Annotated in this window: 20 protein-coding genes; 11 read left to right on the top strand and 9 right to left on the bottom strand. The window is 48.2% G+C overall.

Going from position 1 to position 20,417, the window contains the following annotated elements; genetic code table 11:
- Positions 1 to 22: 22 nt before the first annotated feature.
- Together MTBPR1_RS14365 and MTBPR1_RS14360 are read left to right on the top strand one after the other, a co-directional pair.
- Positions 23 to 328 (top strand): ArsR/SmtB family transcription factor, encoded by a 306-nt coding sequence (locus MTBPR1_RS14365; protein WP_069189704.1) that lies wholly within the window; start codon positions 23 to 25, stop codon positions 326 to 328.
- A gap of 9 nt (positions 329 to 337) precedes the next feature.
- A complete protein-coding gene (locus MTBPR1_RS14360; protein ID WP_069189703.1) occupies positions 338 to 541 on the top strand; it encodes a YgaP family membrane protein in 204 nt (67 codons plus the stop codon).
- A 117-nt stretch (positions 542 to 658) separates the two neighbouring features.
- Here MTBPR1_RS14360 and MTBPR1_RS14355 read toward each other — a convergent pair whose 3' ends face one another.
- Together MTBPR1_RS14355 and pdxH are read right to left on the bottom strand one after the other, a co-directional pair.
- Complete coding sequence (locus tag MTBPR1_RS14355) at positions 659 to 1,579, bottom strand: cation diffusion facilitator family transporter (RefSeq protein WP_165602682.1); 921 nt, start codon at positions 1,577 to 1,579, stop codon at positions 659 to 661.
- Between the two features lie 32 nt (positions 1,580 to 1,611).
- On the bottom strand, positions 1,612 to 2,196 hold the full coding sequence (gene pdxH, locus MTBPR1_RS14350; protein ID WP_069189702.1) for a pyridoxamine 5'-phosphate oxidase: 585 nt from the start codon (positions 2,194 to 2,196) through the stop codon (positions 1,612 to 1,614).
- A 94-nt stretch (positions 2,197 to 2,290) separates the two neighbouring features.
- Between pdxH and MTBPR1_RS14345 the strand changes: the two genes are divergently transcribed.
- From MTBPR1_RS14345 to MTBPR1_RS14330, 4 genes are all read left to right on the top strand, one after another.
- Positions 2,291 to 2,773: an RT0821/Lpp0805 family surface protein gene (locus MTBPR1_RS14345; protein ID WP_069189701.1), complete on the top strand. Its 483-nt coding sequence runs from the start codon at positions 2,291 to 2,293 to the stop codon at positions 2,771 to 2,773.
- A 60-nt stretch (positions 2,774 to 2,833) separates the two neighbouring features.
- Positions 2,834 to 3,796, top strand: a complete 963-nt coding sequence (locus MTBPR1_RS14340) for a DnaJ C-terminal domain-containing protein (RefSeq protein ID WP_069189700.1) — start codon at positions 2,834 to 2,836, stop codon at positions 3,794 to 3,796.
- 67 nt (positions 3,797 to 3,863) lie between these two features.
- Positions 3,864 to 4,670 carry a PDZ domain-containing protein gene (locus tag MTBPR1_RS14335; protein ID WP_126465253.1) on the top strand — a complete coding sequence of 269 codons (807 nt, stop codon included), beginning with the start codon at positions 3,864 to 3,866 and terminating at the stop codon, positions 4,668 to 4,670.
- A 6-nt stretch (positions 4,671 to 4,676) separates the two neighbouring features.
- Positions 4,677 to 5,123, top strand: a complete 447-nt coding sequence (locus MTBPR1_RS14330; RefSeq protein ID WP_069189698.1) for a YaiI/YqxD family protein — start codon at positions 4,677 to 4,679, stop codon at positions 5,121 to 5,123.
- 1 nt (position 5,124) lies between these two features.
- Here the strand turns inward: MTBPR1_RS14330 and MTBPR1_RS14325 are convergent, their stop codons facing one another.
- Both MTBPR1_RS14325 and MTBPR1_RS14320 read right to left on the bottom strand, forming a co-directional pair.
- Positions 5,125 to 6,045: an ABC transporter substrate-binding protein gene (locus MTBPR1_RS14325; protein ID WP_165602681.1), complete on the bottom strand. Its 921-nt coding sequence runs from the start codon at positions 6,043 to 6,045 to the stop codon at positions 5,125 to 5,127.
- 144 nt (positions 6,046 to 6,189) lie between these two features.
- The gene (locus MTBPR1_RS14320; protein ID WP_069189696.1) at positions 6,190 to 7,410 is read right to left on the bottom strand and encodes a YihY family inner membrane protein; all 1,221 of its coding nucleotides are present in this window, start codon (positions 7,408 to 7,410) and stop codon (positions 6,190 to 6,192) included.
- 170 nt (positions 7,411 to 7,580) lie between these two features.
- Here MTBPR1_RS14320 and fabI point away from each other — a divergent pair, with 170 nt between their 5' ends.
- The 3 genes from fabI to MTBPR1_RS14305 all read left to right on the top strand — a co-directional run bounded on the left by fabI (position 7,581) and on the right by MTBPR1_RS14305 (position 11,047).
- The gene (fabI, locus tag MTBPR1_RS14315; RefSeq protein ID WP_069189746.1) at positions 7,581 to 8,390 is read left to right on the top strand and encodes an enoyl-ACP reductase FabI; all 810 of its coding nucleotides are present in this window, start codon (positions 7,581 to 7,583) and stop codon (positions 8,388 to 8,390) included.
- A 79-nt stretch (positions 8,391 to 8,469) separates the two neighbouring features.
- Complete coding sequence (gene aroC, locus MTBPR1_RS14310; RefSeq protein ID WP_069189695.1) at positions 8,470 to 9,543, top strand: chorismate synthase; 1,074 nt, start codon at positions 8,470 to 8,472, stop codon at positions 9,541 to 9,543.
- Between the two features lie 565 nt (positions 9,544 to 10,108).
- On the top strand, positions 10,109 to 11,047 hold the full coding sequence (locus tag MTBPR1_RS14305) for a nucleoside recognition domain-containing protein (protein WP_069189694.1): 939 nt from the start codon (positions 10,109 to 10,111) through the stop codon (positions 11,045 to 11,047).
- A 74-nt stretch (positions 11,048 to 11,121) separates the two neighbouring features.
- On the opposite strand, the gene MTBPR1_RS14300 is transcribed toward MTBPR1_RS14305, so the two are convergent.
- The 5 genes from MTBPR1_RS14300 to MTBPR1_RS14280 all read right to left on the bottom strand — a co-directional run bounded on the left by MTBPR1_RS14300 (position 11,122) and on the right by MTBPR1_RS14280 (position 15,974).
- Positions 11,122 to 11,886 (bottom strand): TlyA family RNA methyltransferase, encoded by a 765-nt coding sequence (locus MTBPR1_RS14300; protein WP_069189693.1) that lies wholly within the window; start codon positions 11,884 to 11,886, stop codon positions 11,122 to 11,124.
- Complete coding sequence (dxs, locus tag MTBPR1_RS14295; protein ID WP_240492921.1) at positions 11,870 to 13,729, bottom strand: 1-deoxy-D-xylulose-5-phosphate synthase; 1,860 nt, start codon at positions 13,727 to 13,729, stop codon at positions 11,870 to 11,872. The genes MTBPR1_RS14300 and dxs overlap by 17 nt, the downstream gene beginning before the upstream one ends.
- An 84-nt stretch (positions 13,730 to 13,813) precedes the next feature.
- Positions 13,814 to 14,701 (bottom strand): polyprenyl synthetase family protein, encoded by an 888-nt coding sequence (locus tag MTBPR1_RS14290; protein WP_069189691.1) that lies wholly within the window; start codon positions 14,699 to 14,701, stop codon positions 13,814 to 13,816.
- A gap of 13 nt (positions 14,702 to 14,714) precedes the next feature.
- The gene (locus MTBPR1_RS14285; RefSeq protein ID WP_069189690.1) at positions 14,715 to 14,954 is read right to left on the bottom strand and encodes an exodeoxyribonuclease VII small subunit; all 240 of its coding nucleotides are present in this window, start codon (positions 14,952 to 14,954) and stop codon (positions 14,715 to 14,717) included.
- Positions 14,955 to 15,035: 81 nt separating this feature from the next.
- Positions 15,036 to 15,974 (bottom strand): histone deacetylase family protein, encoded by a 939-nt coding sequence (locus MTBPR1_RS14280; RefSeq protein WP_069189689.1) that lies wholly within the window; start codon positions 15,972 to 15,974, stop codon positions 15,036 to 15,038.
- Between the two features lie 177 nt (positions 15,975 to 16,151).
- Between MTBPR1_RS14280 and MTBPR1_RS14275 the strand changes: the two genes are divergently transcribed.
- Both MTBPR1_RS14275 and MTBPR1_RS14270 read left to right on the top strand, forming a co-directional pair.
- Positions 16,152 to 17,276: an efflux RND transporter periplasmic adaptor subunit gene (locus tag MTBPR1_RS14275; protein WP_069189688.1), complete on the top strand. Its 1,125-nt coding sequence runs from the start codon at positions 16,152 to 16,154 to the stop codon at positions 17,274 to 17,276.
- A complete protein-coding gene (locus tag MTBPR1_RS14270; protein ID WP_069189687.1) occupies positions 17,273 to 20,410 on the top strand; it encodes an efflux RND transporter permease subunit in 3,138 nt (1,045 codons plus the stop codon). Before MTBPR1_RS14275 ends, MTBPR1_RS14270 begins: the two co-directional genes overlap by 4 nt.
- Positions 20,411 to 20,417 lie beyond the last annotated feature (7 nt).

Raw genomic sequence — 20,417 nt, 5'->3', positions numbered from 1 at the left:
ACCCACAGCTAAATTAGCAACTATGAATATTAAAGATTTTGCAGATAAAGCTCTCGCAGCATCCGAATTGCTCAAAATGATGGGCAATGAGCGTCGCCTGATGATTTTATGCCAACTTGGCAATGGTGAAAAGTCTGTTGGTGAGCTGGAAAAGCTCGTGGGATTAAAGCAATCCGCGCTTTCGCAACATCTTGCTAAATTGCGTTCACAAGGCTTGGTCGAAACAAGACGTGAATCGCAAATGATTTTTTACTCCCTGTCTTCTGATGAAGTCCAGAAGCTTATTCACACACTTTACGGGCTCTATTGCCCTGCTTTGGAACAATAAGGATTTACTATGAGCATCGATCGTATCGTTATGGCCTTTGCAGGCACTGTTATTTTGGCATCACTTGCGCTGACTTTCTTGGTTCACCCAAACTTCTGGTGGCTCACTGCTTTTGTGGGCGCAAACATGCTTCAAGCTGCTTTCACAGGTTTTTGCCCATTGGCGACCATCTTGAAGAAAATCGGTGCAAAACCGGGTGTGGCTTTTAACTAAGCCTCTCAAAAATAAAACATGAAATCCCAAACGGGGCCCCTCTCCGTTTTCGGGTGTGGAGCGTTCACGCTCTAGCGCATCAACCGATCCCCTCAATATATCGGTTGGTGCGCTTTTTTATTGCTTTAGAACAAACTGCGGTATGGCTTCCTCAATATCATCCGGGTCTGTATGAATGAGGATTTCCGCATCCGGGTACAGCTGGCGCAAAAGCCGCTCAACCGTATCTGAAATCGCATGACTATCATGCAGGGTAAGCTGGGCATCCAGCACCAGATGAAGCTGGATAAATTTTTGCGGCCCGCTTGAGCGTGTTCGCAAATCATGCATGCCTTTCACATCTTCAACAGACATGACCGCATTGCGAATTGTGGCGCGCTCTTTATCAGGAAATTCATGATCCATGAGCAAATCCATTGCATCAGTGGCAATTTCGCGCACACTCCATAAAATATAAAGCGCAATCACGCCTGCTACAAACGGGTCAAACCATAACCAATCAGTCATGGCGGAGACAACCAAAGCCACAATCACGCCCGCATTCACCAAAATATCGGTTGTGTAATGAAGCGAGTCCGCTGACACAGCGACAGAATTGGTTTTTCGAACCACATAGCGTTGAAAGACCACAAGCGCCACAGTCAACACAATGGAAACCACCATGACCGCAACCCCCATGGTGCTATTATCAACCGCTTGAGGATTAAAAAACCGCTTGCCCGTTTCCACAATCAAGAACAAGGCAGAGGCAAAGATGAAGCCCGATTGCAGCAGTCCTGCCAAAGGTTCGGCCTTACCATGACCAAAACGGTGATCCTCATCAGCAGGCTGCAAGGCATAATGAACTGCAATGAGATTGACCATTGAGGCCCCCGCATCAAGGATCGAGTCCACAAGGGTGGAGAGCAGGCTGACAGAATCGGTTGCAATCCAGGCAAAGAACTTCACCAAAATAAGAACGAGCGCAACACTGACAGAGGCATAGGTTGCCGCGCGCATAAGCTTGGGTTTATTGATTTCTTCGGCTGATATAGTCATTACAACCTGCCCTTGGCTTTAAAGTCTTTATTTTAAGGGAACAAACGCACTGTTGCCCAATTGCCATCATTTACTTCATAGACAATTCTATCATGAAGCCGGAATTTTTGATCACTCCAAAACTCAATAACTTTTGGCTTTAAGCGAAAACCCGACCAAAAATCAGGGCGTGGAATTTCACCCACACCAAATTTAGCGGTATATTCTGCCACTCTTTTTTCCAGCTCAAAACGGCCCTCCATTTCTTGGGACTGTTTTGAAGCCCAGGCCCCGATGCGGCTCACACGGGCACGGCTTTGGAAATATTCATCCGCTTCTTCATCGCTAACAGGTTCAATCGCACCTTCAACACGCACCTGCTTGCGCAAGGATTTCCAATGCAAACAAAGCGCTGCATTGGGGTTTTCCATCAATTCACGCGCTTTGCGGCTCTTTAGGTTGGTATAAAAAACAAACCCTTTTTCATCAGCACCTTTAAGCAAAACCATACGCACAGAGGGGATGCCGTCCTTGTTGGCTGTGGCCAAAGACATGGCATTGGGATCGTTAATTTCGTTTTTTTCGGCTTCTTCCATCCATTCATGGAATAAAGAAATTGGATTAGGGCTTTGCGTCACGGCGAACCTGTCCTAAATTATAAAGAGTAGATATAATACTATGTAGAGTTCGCTTTACATACGCAATTGTCAACCCGCATGAAAGGTCATTGTTATGTCTTTATCAAAATTTGCATGTGCACTAGGCGCTGTTTCCATGCTCGCCGCCTGCCAGACAACAATGGAAGATAACCCTAAAGAGACCATCGGCACCATCCTTGGCGCAGCTGCGGGTGCAGTGATTGGTTCCAACATCGGTAAGGGCAAAGGCGGCACAGTCGGTGTGGCTTTGGGCACTTTGGCCGGGGCTTGGCTTGGCAGTTCCATTGGGCGCTCTATGGATGAGCTTGATAAAATGAAAATGGAAAATGCCACGCAAGATGCGCTGGAAAATAAGGCCGTTGGGGAAACCTCAAGCTGGTCAAACCCTGATAGCGGCAATTCAGGTGGCATTACGCCAACAAAAACCATTTATGAAACCGCCAGAAGTGAGCCTTGTCGCGATTATACCAGCACGGTCACCATTGATGGCCAACTTGAAACCATCACAGGTACGGCCTGTCGCCGCCCCGATGGAACATGGCGCACCGTTGACTAATGCGCTCAAGCAGCTTATTTATGCGCCAAACTGGTTGCAACACAGGATAGTTTGACAAAAATGAGAGACCCATACGCCGTTCTTAGCCTGAGTAAAAACGCCACGCAAAACGATATCAAATCTGCATATCGCAAATTGGCACGCCAGAACCATCCTGATTTGCACCAAGGCGATACTAAGGCTGAAGAACGTTTTAAAGAAATTCAGGCTGCCTATCAGCTTCTGTCTGATGAAGACAAACGCTCCCAGTTTGACCGTGGGCAAATTGATGCAGATGGCAATCAGACCTTTCGCTCCGGCGGATTTGGCGGGCAACGCCGTGGTGGCAATGCAGGTGGCGGCTTTGGTGGCGCAGGCGGCTTTCACGACATCTTTAAAGATTTTGCCAATCAGGCCCGTGGTGGTCGGCGCCAAGAAGACCCGTTTTCCGGCTTTGGCGGTGGGTTTAACTCTGACTTTGGTGGCGGTTTTGAAGAAAGCCATCCCCAACAAAAAGGCGCAACGGTTAATTGTTGGTTAGAACTGGAATTCAGCGAAGCCGCAACAGGCTGTAAAAAGACCGTGCGCCTGCCAACGGGTAAAGAGCTCAACGTGAATGTCCCAGCTGGGTTTGAAGATGGTCAGTCCTTGCGCTTAAAAGGCCAAGGCATGCCGGGGCTAAATGGTGCACCAAGCGGTGATGCCATGGTGGAAATCCACATCAAGCCAGACCCGATGTTTTCGCGCAAAGGCACTGATGTACATCTTGACCTGCCCATCACCGTGCCAGAGGCCATTATGGGGGCCAAGATTGAAGCCCCGACCATTGATGGCCCTGTACATGTAAAAGTGCCAGAACATGCCAATTCAGGCACAACTTTGCGCCTGCGCGGTAAAGGCATCAAGACAAAAGATGGCAAACGCGGTGACCAATATGTCAAACTGCGCGTCATGCTGCCGGAAAAATCCGATAAGGAATTTAGTGATTTTGTCAAACAATGGGCAGAACGCAAACCCTATGATGTTCGCGCAAAGAAATCGTAAAAAACACCTTTACTTATTTTAAAGAAATCATACACCCCTTAAAGATGTATTTTCTTTAAGGGTGTTTATGATGCGTGTTCTTATCGCTTTTTCTCTTCTTTTCAGCCTGTCTGCCTGTGTGAATAATATTGAAAAATATTATCAAGCCAACAGTACAGCACCAAACAGCTCGCAAATAATTGCACATTCCGGTCCAGCAGAAATCACCCAGATCAGTAGTGCAAGCGCCTATGAAAAAACCTATAGCCTGATGGAAGAGGGTTATCTTTATTTGGGCAATTCTGCCTTTGAAGGTAAAGGCGCCACAGAGGCCCATCTTCAGGCTGTAGCCCAACAGGTAGGGGCAGCAAAAGTCCTGTTTATAAAGAAATATATCGGCACGGAAGATCATTCCTTTGCCATGACGGTGCCTGAAACCCAAACCACCTATCATTCAGGCAGCTTCGATACGGTATCGAATCCTTATTCCGTCAACTATTCCGGCACATCGACAACATATGGAACAAGCACGACCTGGATTCCCAATATGGTGAAAACCTATGACCAAGAAGCCTTGTTTTTTGTAAAAAGACGCCCTGGTGGTTTTGGGGCTCAGGTCAGAAACTTGACCATTGAGCAACGCAAGAAAACCAATAGCAATATGGGTGTTTCGCTTGCTGTTGTGTTTAAAGATTCCTCAGCCTTTTATGCCAATCTGATGAGAGATGATATTCTGATTTCCATTAATGAAACCCGAATCAAAGACGGTAAACATTTTGTACAGCTGAGAAAAAAATATGCGGGTCAAAAGAAAGTCCCTGTAACCTTTTGGCGTGATGGCAATGTCTATACCACCTTCATGGATATTGACCCTGAATTCACCCCCATGTCATAATGGCGTATGGTTGAAATTTTTGTTGATGCAGACGCCTGTCCAGTCAAGGACGAGACCCTAAAAGTGGTAGGACGTCATAATATTCGTGTTCATTTTGTCTCTAACCAATGGCTGCGCCTGCCGCAAAGCTCATTGATTAATATTGTTGTTGCCCCAGAAGGCCCTGATGAGGCTGATAACTGGATTGCAGAACATATTGGCGATCAGGACATTTGCATCACAGGCGATATTCCCTTAGCGGACCGCTGCATTAAAAAGGGTGCCCATGTGCTTAATCACAACGGCAAGGAATTTACACCTGACAGTATCGGCATGGCGCTTGCCAGCCGTGATTTAATGACGCATTTGCGCGATCTTGGCGAGATTGAAGGTGGCGGTGGTAAATCATTTAACAAAAATGATCGCTCACGCTTTTTAAGCGCGCTTGAAACCTACGTTCAAAAATTAAAATAGATCAATCTTCTAAAACAAAGCTATCGAGCTCTTTAACTTCTGGCAGGATGCCCAAGTTATAATAAAGCTTGGCAATCTCAGTGAATTTAGCCTTGCTGATATGGCCCAATGGTAAACCATCTTGATAAGCCAGTTTCTTTAACTCTTGGCCTTCAAAGGTAAGGCTTTTGACGGATTTCTTCTGGCCATTATACGATCTTTTGATCAAATTCACTGTTTCATCAATATGATCAAACGCATAGGCCCAGCCCATAAGCGATGCCGCCTTAAAGCGTTTTACCCGACCCGGATGCGTCTTAAGTTCTTTTTGCGAGGTAAAGAGCAGGTCACCATAATAATTCTGACCAAAGTCCTTTGGTGAAAAGCTGTTAAAACCAACGCCTTTTTCTTTTAAAACAAACGGCTCGTTTGAGACATAACAGGCCATGGCATCTGTTTTCTTATTAATCAAATCATCCAGATTATAAGAATGGTCCATACGCACCACATCAAATACACGTAAACCTTCTGAGGCCAGCATACCAATTGTTGAAGCCGCACCCAACTCATCCGGTGTAATCATGATACGACGACCGATTAAGTCTGAAAGATGTTCAATCCCCGTATCATCACGGGTGAGCAAGACTGAAGGCGTTTCTTGAAAAATGGCTGAAAGCGCCACAACGGGCAAGCCCTTGACATGAGCAGCCAGTAAAGAAGAGCGCCCTGTCCCATAAGTGGCTCTTCCTTCGACAACATCATTCACAACATTAGGGGAACCAAAGGTAAAGGGGATGATTTCAACATCAAGCCCGGCTTTTTCATAAAAGCCCTTTTCCTTTGCCACATAATATCCGGCAAACTGGAATTGATCCAGCCACTGTAACTTAAGGCTGACCTTCTCCATAGCCTGTGCCTGCTGCCAAGACAGCATATACAACATCAAAAAAGCTATGAGAGTTCTGACCAACATTAAAGACAAGCTCACAAACGGCAAAAGTTCATATTTATATGTAATTTATTTCAAATTTGTATCATATGCTAGAATTTTTATATATTTTACAACTCACTCAACTATAAATTTAAATCAATCCAACACTTCAACAAGTGATTTGCGCATGGCTGCAAGACGTGCCTCTTCCGCAGTGCTAATGGCTTTAGCTGTATTGCCATGACCATATTGCGCATCCGTGAGCTCAAGGCCCAGTATTTGATGAAGTTCAGCCAGCTCAGCCTCCCTTAAATCACGCGCAAGCACCCATTTATCTTCTTCAGTCAGGGCAACAAAGCCTGCTTTATTCAGTGCTTTCATCACATCTGAGGCCACATGGGAGCCAAGCTCGCGATTTAAGACATGATCATCTAAAGGCCCGCCTTTGGCATGTTGTTCTTTCAACAGGCGAAGCGCATGAAGCGCTGCTGCCATTTTATCTGCCGGCGTGATGATCTGACCTTCACGAAAGGCTGTATGGCCCCAATCTTCTAATGTGGCGGTCAATAACGCCCCCATGAGCACCACCGCCCATGTCAAGTACATCCAAATCAAGAAGATCGGAATGGTGGCAAGCACACCATAGATTGCTTGATACGAGGGAAAGCTTGAGACATATAAGCCAAAGAGCTTTTTCAACACACCAAACAAAACACCGGCACAGACCCCGCCAATAATTCCGTTGCGCCATGAAATCGTACGGTTAGGCACGAAAATATAAAAAAACGTCAGCGCCGCCATCACCATAACATTTGGCAAAATCACACTGGCAAAGGCCGAGACATTAATCCCGCCCATCTGGTCCACATTCACCCAGTTCGCAAGAGCATAAAAATAAGTCGAAAGCGACAGGCTCGCCCCCATCAACAACGGCCCCAATGTTAAAAGCGCCCAAAACATCAAAAGGCGTGAGACAAACGGGCGTTTTTCCCGCACACGAAAGATTCGGTTTAAGGCATCTTCAATAGTTGCCAGCAACATAATGGCTGTAACACCCAAACCAACGATCCCGATGGTGGTCATGCCGCCTGTTTTTTCGGTAAAGGATTTGAGATATTGCGACACCGCATCCCCAGCTGCGGGAACAAAATTTTCAAACACGTAAGACTGAAGCTGTTGTTGCACGCCCTCAAAAGCCGGAAAAGCTGCAAAAATTGCAAAGCTGATTGCCATTAAAGGCACCAGTGATAACAAGGAGGTATAGCTAAGCGAGGCTGCAATGCGTAAACATTGGTCCTCACCAAAACGGCGCATCACCATTTTCCAAATTTCGCCAATGGCTTGCTTATCGAGGGTCTTTTTTTCTGCCTGATCCATGTTTTGTTACCGACTGTTACCAAAAACTTTAAAAATGTGAGGAGAGAATTCTTTCACCTTTGTTGATAATATCCTATACAAAGTTCAAAGAAATATTGAAGCCTTCTTTAAAAAAAGGCAAAAAGGGCTTCATATCGGTAAGTTTAGACGAAGATTTAAGTGAGGATGATATGGCTGCGGCTGGAATTATGGCTGGAAAAAAAGGTCTGATCATGGGAGTCGCCAACGAGCGTTCAATCGCTTGGGGCATTACACAGGCCTTAAAAGAACAAGGTGCAGACTTGGCTTTCACCTATCAAGGTGATGCGCTGAAAAAACGTGTAGAACCCTTGGCCCAATCAATCGGCTCTGACATTGTCCTGCCTTGTGATGTAACAGACCAAGCCAGCATCGATGCGGTTTTTGATACATTGGAAGAAAAATGGGGCAAGATTGATTTCGTCCTCCATGGTATCGCCTATTCTGATAAATCAGAACTTAAAGGCCGTTATGTGGATTGTTCGCGCGAGAACTTCCTGCAAACGCTTGATATCTCCTGCTTCTCTTTCACAGCAGTTGCCAAACGTGCAGCAGCCATGATGAATGAGGGCGGTTCCATGCTGACCCTGACTTATTATGGTGCAGAGCGTGTCATCCCGCATTACAACGTCATGGGTGTTGCCAAAGCAGCCCTTGAAGCCTCTGTGCGTTACTTGGCTGAAGACCTTGGTAAAGACGGCATCCGCGTTAATGCCATGTCCGCAGGCCCAATGAAAACATTGGCAGCCTCAGGCATTGGTGATTTCCGCTATATCCTGAAATGGAATGAGCTGAACTCTCCACTTCGTCGCAACACCACTATGGAAGATGTGGGCGGCAGTGGTCTTTACCTGCTTTCACCGCTATCTTCTGGTGTAACGGGTGAAACACACCATGTGGATTCTGGTTTCCATACCGTTGGTATGAAAGCCGTTGATGCCCCAGATATCGCCACATCATAAAACACTGTTCCCCTGTGAAAGCAGGGGACTTTTGCCATCATAAAAGAGACCCTGTTTGCACAGGGAAACGAGGATTAAAATGTCCGGTAACCGTTTCGGTCACGTTTTCAGCTTCACAACTTTTGGGGAAAGCCATGGTCCTGCCATTGGCTGTATTGTTGATGGTGTGCCATCTCAAATCCCGCTAAAAGAAGAAGATATCCAGTTCTGGCTGGAAAAACGCAAACCCGGAACCTCGCGCTTTACCACACAGCGCAAAGAACCCGACGAAGTGCGCATCCTTTCCGGTGTTTTTGAAGGTGTCACAACAGGTACCCCCATTGGCCTTGAAATCATCAATCAAGATCAACGCTCAAAAGACTATGGTGAGATCAAAGATAAATTCCGCCCCGGTCATGCCGATTATACCTATTGGGAAAAATACGGCATTCGTGATTATCGCGGCGGTGGACGCTCTAGTGCACGCGAAACGGCCATGCGCGTTGCCGCAGGTGCAGTGGCGCGCAAAGTCTTGGGTGAGGCCATTGATATCAAAGGCTACCTTGTTCAAGTCGGCCCGCATAAAATTGATCGTTCCCGCTTTGACTGGAATGAAATTGATAACAACCCGTTTTTCTGCCCCGACCCAGTGGCTGCAAAAGAATGGGAAGACTATCTTGATGAAATCCGCAAAGAAGGCTCCTCCATCGGCGCGGTCTTAGAAATCGTTGCCCGTGGTGTTCCTGTTGGTTGGGGACAGCCCGTTTATGACAAGTTAGACGCAGACCTTGCCAAAGCCATGATGTCTATCAATGCGGTTAAAGGCGTTGAAATTGGCGATGGTTTTGAGGCCGCAAGCCTCACTGGTGTTGAAAATGCTGATGAAATCCGCATGGGTGAGGATGGCAAACCCGTCTTTCTTTCCAATCATGCAGGCGGCGTCTTAGGGGGTATTTCAAGCGGTCAGGATGTTGTGGTACGCGTTGCCATTAAACCGACCAGCTCCATTCTGGTTGAGCGCCAAACCATTGATACCCAAGGCAATGAATGTAACTTGATCACCAAAGGTCGCCATGACCCTTGCGTCGGTATTCGCGGCGTTCCCGTGGCCGAAGCCATGATGGCTTGTGTGCTAGCTGATCACATGATGCTACACCGCGCCCAACAGGGCTAAACCTTTTTTGTCATTCTGGACTTGACCCAGAATCCATTAACGATACCCCAAAACTAGATGCTGGCCTGCGCCAACATGACGGTGTGTGCGCCCTATCTGATCACATATGGCATTCCCCCTCCCCGTCATTCTGGACTTGATCCAGAATCTATTAACGATACCACAAAGCTAGATGCTGGCCTGCGCCAACATGACGGTGTGTGTCTTATCTAGTCACATGAGCCTTGTCATTTTGAATACAATTCCCAAACACCGAACAACATAGTATGCCGTGCTAAAGCATTGTAAATAACCCTACAATTCTTAAGTTTATAATTATTATAATTTATGTTGACAGTGGTGTTTCATCTGATTAATAATGGTTCTCACTAAGTTGATGATATCTATTTGAAACGTTTTTTGCGTTTAAAAGATTGAGACAGCCACGTTTCCTACCGTCCCGGGCGACTTCCCCCCCTGTTCCTACCCCCACGCCCGGGACGGTTTTTTCTTTGCTTCCCATATGATAATTCGATAAAAGCACGCTCTTTGAGCCTTTCTTGCTTTTCAATGGGTGCCCTTCACAATGACTGAATTTGCCACGATTATTCTTCATGCAGGCCGTGCAGGTGTTGAACTTGCGCTTTTTGTTTTGCTGCCAGTTATGATCGTCATGCTCAGCTTCATGCGTTTGTTAGAGGCCAAAGGCATTTTAGATAAGCTGGTTAATCTAGTCGCCCCGCTCTTGCGCCCGTTTGGCCTGCCCGGTCTTGGCGTCTTTGCCATGATCCAAATTCTCTTTGTCAGTTTTGCAGCACCCATGGCAACCCTTGCCATGATGGATCGCGGCGGCTCACCACGGCGTCATATTGCCGCTACCCTTGCCATGGTCTTGGGCATGGCACAGGCCAATGTGGTCTTTCCCATGGCGGCCCTTGGGTTAAATGCGCCCATCACCATGGGGATTTCCGTGCTTTGTGGCCTTGTTGGTGCAGCGCTGACCTATCATATCTTTGCCAAAAACCTGCCAGATCGCATGGATGACAATGAAATGGTGGTGAAACATAAAGAGGCAGAAGGCCCCAAAGGCATCCTTGATGTGATTAATAAGGCAGGCGCTGAAGCCTTAAAAATTACCGTTGGGGCTATCCCCATGCTGGTACTTGCCCTTGTTTTTGTCGCGCTAATGCGCGCTGCTGGCGTCATGGGGTTACTGGAAGAACTGCTCACCCCAACCCTAAACGGCCTTGATCTTCCCGGCAGCTTTATCATGGCTGCAATTACCAAGGTGATTGCAGGTGGGACTGCTATGATGGGGGTGATGAAAGATTTCTTGGATCAAGGGCTTATGAGCATAGACGATTTTAACCGTCTGGCGGGCTTCTTGATCAATCCTTATGACGTGGCAGGCATTGCTGTGCTGATTTCCGCTGGACCGCGCGTTGCAGAAGTGCTCAAACCCGCGCTACTGGGCGGTGCTATCGCCATTGCGCTGAGAACAGTGTTGCACTGGGTGTTGTTGTAAACTCTCACAGTCATGCTGGCGAAGGCCAGCATCCATCTAGATTCTGGATCAAGTCCAGAATGACATTTGCTTTTTTAAGAAATTTTGCGCCCGCAAATGAGAAACTCGATATTACCTTCTGGTCCCTTGATCGGGCTTTGGGTAAGGCCGACGACTGACCAGTCTGACAGGTCATTGAGCCAGCCTTCGATTTTATCACAAACTTCTTGATGCAGTTCAGGTTCGCGCACAACCCCGCCTTTGCCCACACGCCCCTTGCCCACTTCAAATTGCGGCTTGATCAGGGCAAGCAGATAGCCGCCTGTTTTGACCCGTTCCATAGCTGCAGGTAAAACCGTTTGCAAACCAATGAAGCTCGCATCGCACACAACAATATCGATGGGATCGGGAATATCTTCTTGGGTGAGATGACGCGCATTTGTGCGCTCCATCACCACCACGCGCTCATCATTGCGCAATTTCCACGCAAGCTGTCCATGGCCTACATCAACGCTATAGACCTTTGCTGCCCCGCGTGTAAGCAACACATCACTAAACCCGCCCGTTGAAGACCCCACATCAATAGCGATAAAGTCGCTAGCATCAATGTCAAATTCATCCAAGCCCTTCACAAGCTTCAATCCACCACGTGAAACCCACGGATGGTCTTGGCCCTTTAGCTCAATGGGGATGTCTTCTGCCACCTTCTGACCTGCCTTATCCATACGTTTGGTATCAGAATAGACATTACCTGCCATGATCATGGCTTGGGCGCGGGTTTTGCTTTCCATTAAGCCGCGATCGACCAGCAACTGGTCCAAGCGGAGTTTGGCAGTTTTTTTCTTAGGCGTGTTGGGCATCTTTAACCGAGCGTCCCAGCGCTTTTAAAACCGCATTGACCATACCTGAGGCATTGATGCCTGCGGCTTCATATTGCTCATAGACATTACCATGATCAATGAAAGCATCCTGCATGGTCAGACAGCGCACTTTTAAAGTACCATCCAACAAACCTTCGTTCATAAGATATTGCATCACATGAGAGCCAAAGCCCCCCACACAACCTTCTTCAACCGTAATCAGCACTTCATGGTTTTGTGCCAATTGCTTGGTGAGTTCAGTATCAATAGGTTTGGCAAAACGTGCATCGGCTACTGTTGTTGGCAGGCCAAGGGCCTCTAACTTTTCAGCGGCTAACAAAGCTTCGTTTAGGCGTGTGCCATATGAAAGGAGGGCAACCTTGCCACCTTCTTTAACCACACGGCCTTTACCGATTTCAAGGATCTCGCCTTTTTCCGGCAGCTCAACCCCGTTGCCTTCCCCGCGTGGATAGCGAAAGGCACTTGCGCGATCTTCAATAGCAGCAGAAGTTGCCACCATATGCATCAGCTCAGCCTCATCACTAGGCGCCATCACCACAATATCAGGCAAGGCTGTGAGGAAAGAAATATCAAAGGTGCCCGCATGGGTTGGCCCATCAGCACCCACAAGACCAGCGCGATCAATGGCAAAACGAACGGGGAGATGCTGCAACACCGCATCATGGACCAATTGGTCATAACCACGTTGTAAAAACGTCGAATAAATCGCACAAAACGGCTTATAGCCTTCGCTTGCCATACCGGATGCAAAGGTGACCGCATGTTGTTCTGCAATGCCCACATCAAAGGTGCGATCTGGAAAACGCTCCCCAAATTTATCAAGTCCGGTGCCTGAAGGCATGGCAGCGGTGATGCCGACAATTTTATCATCAACTTCGGCTTCTTTAATCAAGGCTTTGGCAAAGACGCCTGTGTAGCTGGGCGCGTTGGATTTGGCTTTTTCCTGCTTGCCCGTCACTACATCAAATTTAGAAACCCCATGGTATTTATCGGCTGATTTCTCAGCAGGCTCATAACCATGGCCTTTTTGGGTTTTGATATGAAGCAAGACCGGACCGGGGTCTTTATCATCGCGGATATTTTCTAAAACAGAAACCACATGTTCCAAGTGGTGCCCATCAATGGGGCCAACGTAATAAAAACCAAGATCAGAAAAGATGTTACTGCCACCTGTGACCATCTTGCGCGCGGCACTTTCAGCACCCTTTACCGTTTGGGCGATGGAACTCGGCAGTTTATTGACGATATCTTTGGCGCTATGACGAAAAGACTTCAAGGTCGTGCTGGTTAAAAGCTCAGAAAGATAATAGCTCATCGCGCCCACAGGCGGGGCGATGGACATGTCATTATCATTCAGAATAACGATCAAGCGACTATCAAGTGCACCTGCATTATTCATTGCTTCATAGGCCATACCTGCGGTGATGGACCCATCGCCAATAACTGCAATTACATGGTTATCCGCGCCCTTAAGGTCGCGCGCAACCGCCATGCCAAGGCCTGCTGAAATAGAGGTTGAACTGTGGCCCGCACCAAAAGCATCATGCTCACTTTCCGTGCGTTTGGTAAAACCAGAAAGGCCGCCACCTTGGCGCAACGTGCCCATTTTCTCACGACGGCCCGTGAGGATTTTATGGGGGTAGCATTGATGGCCCACATCCCAGATGATTTTATCATCAGGCGAATTAAACACATAGTGAAGAGCAACTGTGAGCTCATTCACCCCAAGGCTTGCACCCAAATGACCACCCGTGCGTGAAACGGTGCGCACCACATCACTGCGCAATTCCTCATTGAGCTGCTGGAGTTCCTCCATGCTCATCTGCTTTAGGTCAGCAGGAGATATGACGTTATCGAGTAAAGGTGTGTCCGACACGGGTTTCGTCCTAAGTAAATTCTTTTCTTCTTAACTACGGCGGTTTACCACATATTTGGCCATGACACGCAATAATTCTGTGTCACGATCAAACAGGTCAAGGTGGGAACAGGCCTGATCAGAAAGCATAAGTGCTTGTTCTCTTGCACGTTCTATCCCCAAAAGCGAAACAAAAGTCGCTTTGCCGCGCTCGGCATCTTTTCCAACCTTTTTACCGGTTTCTTCTTCTGAAGCTTCCACATCCAGCAAATCATCAGCAATTTGAAAGGCGAGTCCCAAATCATGACCATAATTGCGCAAGGCATGGTTCTTCACTTCTTCAGCCTTGCCCAAAATGGCACCCGCCCTACAGGCATAAACAATCAAAGCCCCAGTTTTAAGGCGTTGCAAGCGCGTGATTTCGGGAATGCCAAGTTCACGCGTTTCTGCCATCAGGTCAATCATCTGCCCACCGACCATACCGTTCATGCCCGACGCTTTGGCAAGTTCACTGATCAGCTCACAACGCACCTGTGGTGAAGAATGGGTTTCTTCCTCAGCCAACACTTCAAAGGCCCGCGTTAATAACGCATCACCTGCCAAAATGGCTGTGGCCTCATCAAATTCAATATGACATGTGGCACGACCACGGCGCAGATCGTCATCATCCATGGCTGGTAAATCATCATGGATAAGAGAATAGCAATGCACCATTTCAAGGGCAGCAGCTACGCGCAAAGCACTTTGTTCTGCCACCCCAAACAGGCGGGCAGACATCATCACCAAAAACGGGCGAATGCGTTTACCCCCACCCAGCGCACTATAGCGCATGGCTTTCACCACTTGGGCCTCAGGGCCTTCGGGTTCTTCCAAAAGTTGGTCTAAAACTCTATCAACGCTTTCAGCTTCAGCCTTTAATGCCAGCTTCAATTTAGTCACAGCATGTAAACCTTTAGGAAATTTCAGTTGGTTGTGCTGTCACACTACCATCAGGGGCCAGCGAGATTTTATCCACTTTCGCCTTGGCTTCTGCCAGTTTGGCTTCACAGTGGCGTTTCAGCATTGCGCCTTTTTCATAAGCTGTGATGGCATCATCAAGCTTGCCGGAGCCACTTTCGAGCTGGCGTACAATTTCTTCGAGCTGTGCTAAGGCTTCTTCAAAGCTCAAAGCATCGATTTCAGATTTGGACATCTTGAATTCTTCATTTGTTTATTTAAGTGGCGCGCAGTCTAGACCCGCACCCGTTTTTGAGCAAGCCTTTAGAGCTGGCCTTTAAGCATGCATCAATGTTTTAACATGTGCAGCCACACTGGCAGCCAAGGCATCAACCTCATAACCACCTTCTAAAACAGAGACAACACGGCCCTCACAACATTCATTTGCGACCTTGAGCAACTCTTCTGTCACCCAGATAAAGTCATCAACAGCCAAGCGCAAATGGGCCAGTGGGTCACGTGCATGGGCATCGAATCCGGCAGAGATAATCAAGAAGTCTGGATTAAACTCACGCAAGGCCGGTAAAATCTTTTCTTCATAGCCTTTTCTAAACTGATCAGGCTTGGAGCCCGGTGGCAATTCCAAATTACAGATATTATTAGCGACCCCTGTTTCACTTTCCTTACCCGTTTCAGGGTATCCCGGTGATTGGTGGCTTGAACCGTAAAACAGGTTCGGGCTGTTATAAAAGATTTCCTGCGTGCCATTGCCATGGTGTACATCAAAATCAATCACAGCAGCTTTTTTAACTTCTGGATATTTTGCCACCGCATGAATGGCCCCAATGGCTGCGTTATTAAAAAAGCAAAAGCCCATGGCCTTTGATGTTTCTGCATGGTGGCCCGGTGGGCGAGTCGCGCAAAAAACATTGCGCGCTTTTTGGGCCATGACTTCATCCACACCAAAACAGGCCCCACCCGCAGAACGCAAGGCTGCATCCCATGTTTTAGGCGAAACAATTGTGTCGCCATCAATTGAATTTAAATGGCCTTCTTCAGTTGGTACCGCGCGTTCAATCGCTTCAATATAATTGGTCGGATGGGCCAGTTCCAGCTGGGAATGGGTCGCACGCGGGGCTTGATCACGGTGGAGGAAATGAAATTCTTCACGATCAAGATGGCGCAAAATGGTGCGAAGGCGTGCCGGACGCTCTGGATGATGCTCACCCGTGTCATGTTGCAGACAAACCGGATGTGTCAGTAATAATGTTGTCATAGCGTCCCCACTTACGTCCCTATCTTTTTGTGTTAGGTGCATCATAGGAAATATAAATAAAAAAGCCAATTTTCTTTTATAGGATTACAATCAGTTACAAATTGCACCTTTACCTTTTGGTCAAGAAAGCTAAATATCATTCTTAAGGTTTTTCTTCGGCACATAAGGCATAAGCAATTGAAAAAATTATATCAGCTTGGCGCACTCACCCTTTGTTCCCTCATTGCTTTACATTCAGTTTCTCATGCTGAAGAAAAAAAAGGCCCGCCCCCTGCCACGGCTGTGGGTGTAGATAGTGTTGAAAAACGCACCATTAACCAGACCATTCCGGTTTCAGGACGCCTGATTGCCAAACAGGCGGGTGAAATCGCTGCGCGCATCAATGCCCCTGTTGATAAAGTACTTGTAGATGTGGGTGACAAAGTCTTTGCAGGCCAAGCGCTTGTGCATCTTGTCTCTGATCGATTAAAGCACCAAAAAGAACTCGCACTGGCAGAGCAGGAGCGTGCCCAAGCCGCGTTACAAACAGCCAAAGCCCAATATAATATTGTCTCACAAGAACTAAAACGCCTACAACGCCTGCGCAAATCAGCCGCTTTTAATCAGGCACGCTATGATGATAAACGCCTGGAACAAATCAAAGCCAAAAGCGCGGTGAGTGAGGCCGAAGCCGCCGTGCGCAAGGCAAAAGCCGATATGTCTTTGCGTGAACTTGACCTGACCTACAGCAAGATCGTTGCCCCCTACCCCGGCACCATTACCTTGCGCCAAGTTGATCAAGGCGATTACGTCAGTGTCGGTCAAAGCGTTTTACAAATTATCAATGCACGCGATCTGGAAATTGAAGCCGATGTTGCCACCAACCGTCTAAGCGGGCTTAAGGCTGGCACCATCGTGAGTGCGACCTTATCAAACCAAACATCTGTTCAAACCAAAGTGCGCGCCGTTGTGCCTGAAGAAAACCCCTTAACGCGCACCCGTGCGGTACGTTTCACCCCCAGCTTTGACCCAACAAAATTTAAACTTGCCGGTAACCAGACCCTTACGCTCGACATCCCGCTTGGAGAAGTGCGCAAGGTATTAAGTGTGTCAAAAGATGCCATCTTAAATAAAAAAGGCGGTCAGATTGTCTTTGCCATAAAAGGCGGCAAAGCCACCATCACCCCGGTAAAACTGGGTGATGCCATGGGGAGTTATTTTGAAGTGATCTCCGGCCTTAGCGAAGGTGATGTGGTGGTTGTGCGCGGTAATGAGCGTTTGCGCCCTAATCAACGGGTAAAAGCGATGGGGCAAGCTAAATGAATTTGATCCATACCTCCATCTATCGCCCCATTGCGGTGATTGCCGCAGTCTTAATGACCATCCTGTTTGGGCTTGTCGCCTTACAGACCATCCCTATTCAACTGACCCCAGATGTGCGCAAACCTGTGATTACCGTGCGCACAAACTGGCCCGGTGCAGCCCCTGCTGAAATTGAGCGTGAAGTCGTTAATCGCCAAGAAGAAGTCTTGCGCGGCCTTGAAGGCCTAGATGAAATGACCAGCCGCTCAGAACATGGGCGCGCGCGCATCACGCTGGAATTTTCAGTCGGGCAAAATATGGATAAGGCGCTTTTGCTGGTGGCTAATCGCCTTGATCGCGTTTCAGGTTATCCAGAAGAAGCTGATGAGCCCACATTTGATACCTCCGGCAGTGAAGATAATCCCATTGCCTGGTTTGTCTTACAACGCCTTGATGGCAACGAGCGGCCCATCCACACCTATGGTGATTTTGCAAAAGATGTGATTAAGGACAAGATTGAACGTGTTAACGGCATTGCCATGGTCAATGTCTATGGCGGGTCTGAACGTGAACTGGTTGTCACGGTTGATCCGGTGCGCCTCTCACAATTCCAACTGACCGTGCCTCAAGTGGTGAGTGCCTTGCGCAATGCCAATGCCTCCATCTCCGCAGGTGATGTGGAAGAAGGCAAGCGACGTTATGTGGTGCGCACAGAAGGGGAACTCACCTCACCAGATCAAGTGGCAAATGTAGTTGTGCGCAGTATGCAAGATGCTGCAAGTGGACGCGTGGCGCGCGTGCGTATCTCAGATATCGGCAATGTTGAATTTGCCTATAAAGAACCCGGTGCGCGCATTCGCCAGCTAGGCCAACCCGCCATTGCCATGAATGCCCAGCGCGATACAGGCGCAAATGTAATTGAAACCATGGCAGGCCTCAAAGCAGCCATTGCTGAGCTGAATGAGTTTGAACTGCCTGCGGCCCAACTAAAACTCACCCAAGTTTATGATGAGACGCTTTATATTAATTCCGCCATCGAGCTTGTGCAGCAAAACATCTATATCGGGGGCTTTTTAGCCGCCCTTGTCTTACTGGTTTTCTTGCGCTCCACACGTGCCACCGTGATTATTTCCCTTGCCATTCCGGTCTCGGTTATTGGCTCGTTCGTTGCCATGGCGGCTATGGGGCGCTCCATTAACGTTATATCCCTTGCTGGTATTGCTTTTGCTGTGGGCATGGTGGTTGATGCGGCAATCGTTGTTTTAGAAAATATTTACCGCTTGCGCCAAGAAGGCAAATCACGCTCAGAAGCGGCTTATGAAGGCGCAGCCCAAGTCTGGAGTGCAGTGCTGGTTTCGGCCCTCACCACAGTGCTCGTCTTCTTGCCCTTGCTGATTATGAATTTGGAAATCGGGCAATTATTCCGCGATATCGCGGTTGCTATTTCGGTGGCTGTCTTGCTTTCCCTCGTCGTCGCCATCACGGTGATCCCGGCTCTTTCCAACCGGATTTTGAAGGAAAAATATTCCAAGGATGATGATGATATCAAAATTCCGGCCCTAGATAATTTTGCCAAAAAGTTTGTGCAAAAGGTGCTGGATTATACCGACCTTGTCACCCAATCGCGCATGCGCTCCCTCATCATTGTAGGCGCTGTCAGCGTAAGTGCATTGATTTCAAGTTGGGCCTTTTTGCCCAAGATGGAATATCTCCCTGAAGGCAACCGCAACCTTGTCTTTGGTATTCTTTTACCCCCACCGGGCTATAACTTGGAAACCACAACAGGCATTGCCAACCGTGTTGAAAATGCCGTGCGTCATTTATGGTCCAGCGAAACAGGACCAGAGGCTGAAGAGGGCCAACCGCCCAAGATTAAAAACTTCTTTTTTGTGGCGCGCAATGCTACCACTTTTGTGGGTGCAGCCAGTGAAGATGCCTCACGCGCCAGTGAGCTTATCCCTGTTTTGCGCCGCCCTGTCTTTAGTGAGCCCGGCACCTATGGCTTTGTTACCCAACCCTCCCTTTTTGGACGTTCCATCGGGTCTGGGCGCTCTATTGATTTAAATGTATCTGGGCCTGATCTGGAAAAAGTATTGGAAGTAGCCTTGCGCGCCACAGGCAAGATCACCCAACTTTTACCCAGAAAAGAAGGCAACCAGTTTAGGCCCAAACCGGGCCTTGAGCTTGGCGCACCAGAAGTGCGCGTCTATCCAGACCCGCTTAAGCTCGCTGATAATGGAGTAACTGCGCGTGACCTCGGTCAGACCGTTGATGCCTTTAATGATGGCATGCGGGTGGCAGAAATCACGGTTGATGGCAAACGCATTGATCTCACCCTGAAAGGGCCTGATAAAAAGGTCACCCAGACCCAAGGCATTGGCTACCTGCCTGTGGTCACCCAAAGCGGCGATATCGTTTCGGTTAATTCGCTGGCGGACGTAAAAGTCACCTCAGGCCCCACAGAAATCCGCCATATTGAGCGCCAGCGCACCGTCACACTAGAAGTACGCCCGAGCCCCAATATGCCACTAGAAAGCGCCATGGATATCTTGCGCGACCAAGTGATGAAGCCTTTGCAAAATGAGGGCATCCCCAGCAATGTATCGCTTCATATGTCAGGCACGGCTGATAAGCTCACCCAAGCATGGGAGGCCATGGTATGGGAGATGTTGCTTGCCATTGCCATTGTCTATTTGACCATGGCGGTCCTGTTTGAAAGCTTCGTCTATCCCTTTGTCATTATGCTATCAGTCCCCCTAGCAACTGCGGGCGGCATTGCAGGGCTTGGCTTGCTTAACCTTTTCACCCCACAGCCCTTAGATATGCTGACCTTGCTGGGTTTTGTCATCTTGGTCGGCATTGTGGTCAATAATGCCATCTTACTCGTCCACCAAAGCCTTTATCATGTGCGCGAAGAACGTCTTAGCCCGGCTGCTAGCATTCGCTTGGCGACCCAAAGCCGTATTCGCCCGATCTTCATGTCTACACTGACCAGTGTGTTTGGCATGTTGCCACTGGTCCTGTTCCCCGGTGCAGGCTCAGAACTTTATCGTGGATTAGGCTCGGTTGTGGTTGGTGGTTTAACGCTCTCAGCACTTTTGACCTTGGTGATTATTCCACCATTGCTGACGATTGTTTTGCCCAAGAAGAGTTAGGGGTAAA

It is taken from the genome of Candidatus Terasakiella magnetica, assembly GCF_900093605.1.
Classification (GTDB): Bacteria; Pseudomonadota; Alphaproteobacteria; order Rhodospirillales; family Terasakiellaceae; genus Terasakiella; species Terasakiella magnetica.
The sequence above is the reverse complement of the archived record's forward strand: the minus strand, read 5'-3'. Positions and strand labels throughout refer to the sequence as shown.

Excerpts from the sequence above, each read along its gene's own strand:
- MTBPR1_RS14325 (WP_165602681.1), bottom strand. The coding sequence starts at position 6,045 with ATGTTGTATATGCTGTCTTGGCAGCAGGCACAGGCTATGGAGAAGGTC.
- MTBPR1_RS14330 (WP_069189698.1), top strand. The coding sequence starts at position 4,677 with ATGGTTGAAATTTTTGTTGATGCAGACGCCTGTCCAGTCAAGGACGAG.
- MTBPR1_RS14300 (WP_069189693.1), bottom strand. The coding sequence starts at position 11,886 with ATGCCCAACACGCCTAAGAAAAAAACTGCCAAACTCCGCTTGGACCAG.
- aroC (WP_069189695.1), top strand. The coding sequence starts at position 8,470 with ATGTCCGGTAACCGTTTCGGTCACGTTTTCAGCTTCACAACTTTTGGG.
- MTBPR1_RS14305 (WP_069189694.1), top strand. The coding sequence starts at position 10,109 with ATGACTGAATTTGCCACGATTATTCTTCATGCAGGCCGTGCAGGTGTT.
- MTBPR1_RS14335 (WP_126465253.1), top strand. The coding sequence starts at position 3,864 with ATGATGCGTGTTCTTATCGCTTTTTCTCTTCTTTTCAGCCTGTCTGCC.
- MTBPR1_RS14340 (WP_069189700.1), top strand. The coding sequence starts at position 2,834 with ATGAGAGACCCATACGCCGTTCTTAGCCTGAGTAAAAACGCCACGCAA.
- MTBPR1_RS14280 (WP_069189689.1), bottom strand. The coding sequence starts at position 15,974 with ATGACAACATTATTACTGACACATCCGGTTTGTCTGCAACATGACACG.
- MTBPR1_RS14365 (WP_069189704.1), top strand. The coding sequence starts at position 23 with ATGAATATTAAAGATTTTGCAGATAAAGCTCTCGCAGCATCCGAATTG.
- dxs (WP_240492921.1), bottom strand. The coding sequence starts at position 13,729 with ATGAGCATGGAGGAACTCCAGCAGCTCAATGAGGAATTGCGCAGTGAT.
- MTBPR1_RS14285 (WP_069189690.1), bottom strand. The coding sequence starts at position 14,954 with ATGTCCAAATCTGAAATCGATGCTTTGAGCTTTGAAGAAGCCTTAGCA.
- MTBPR1_RS14270 (WP_069189687.1), top strand. The coding sequence starts at position 17,273 with ATGAATTTGATCCATACCTCCATCTATCGCCCCATTGCGGTGATTGCC.
- MTBPR1_RS14360 (WP_069189703.1), top strand. The coding sequence starts at position 338 with ATGAGCATCGATCGTATCGTTATGGCCTTTGCAGGCACTGTTATTTTG.
- MTBPR1_RS14355 (WP_165602682.1), bottom strand. The coding sequence starts at position 1,579 with ATGACTATATCAGCCGAAGAAATCAATAAACCCAAGCTTATGCGCGCG.
- fabI (WP_069189746.1), top strand. The coding sequence starts at position 7,581 with ATGGCTGCGGCTGGAATTATGGCTGGAAAAAAAGGTCTGATCATGGGA.
- MTBPR1_RS14320 (WP_069189696.1), bottom strand. The coding sequence starts at position 7,410 with ATGGATCAGGCAGAAAAAAAGACCCTCGATAAGCAAGCCATTGGCGAA.
- MTBPR1_RS14345 (WP_069189701.1), top strand. The coding sequence starts at position 2,291 with ATGTCTTTATCAAAATTTGCATGTGCACTAGGCGCTGTTTCCATGCTC.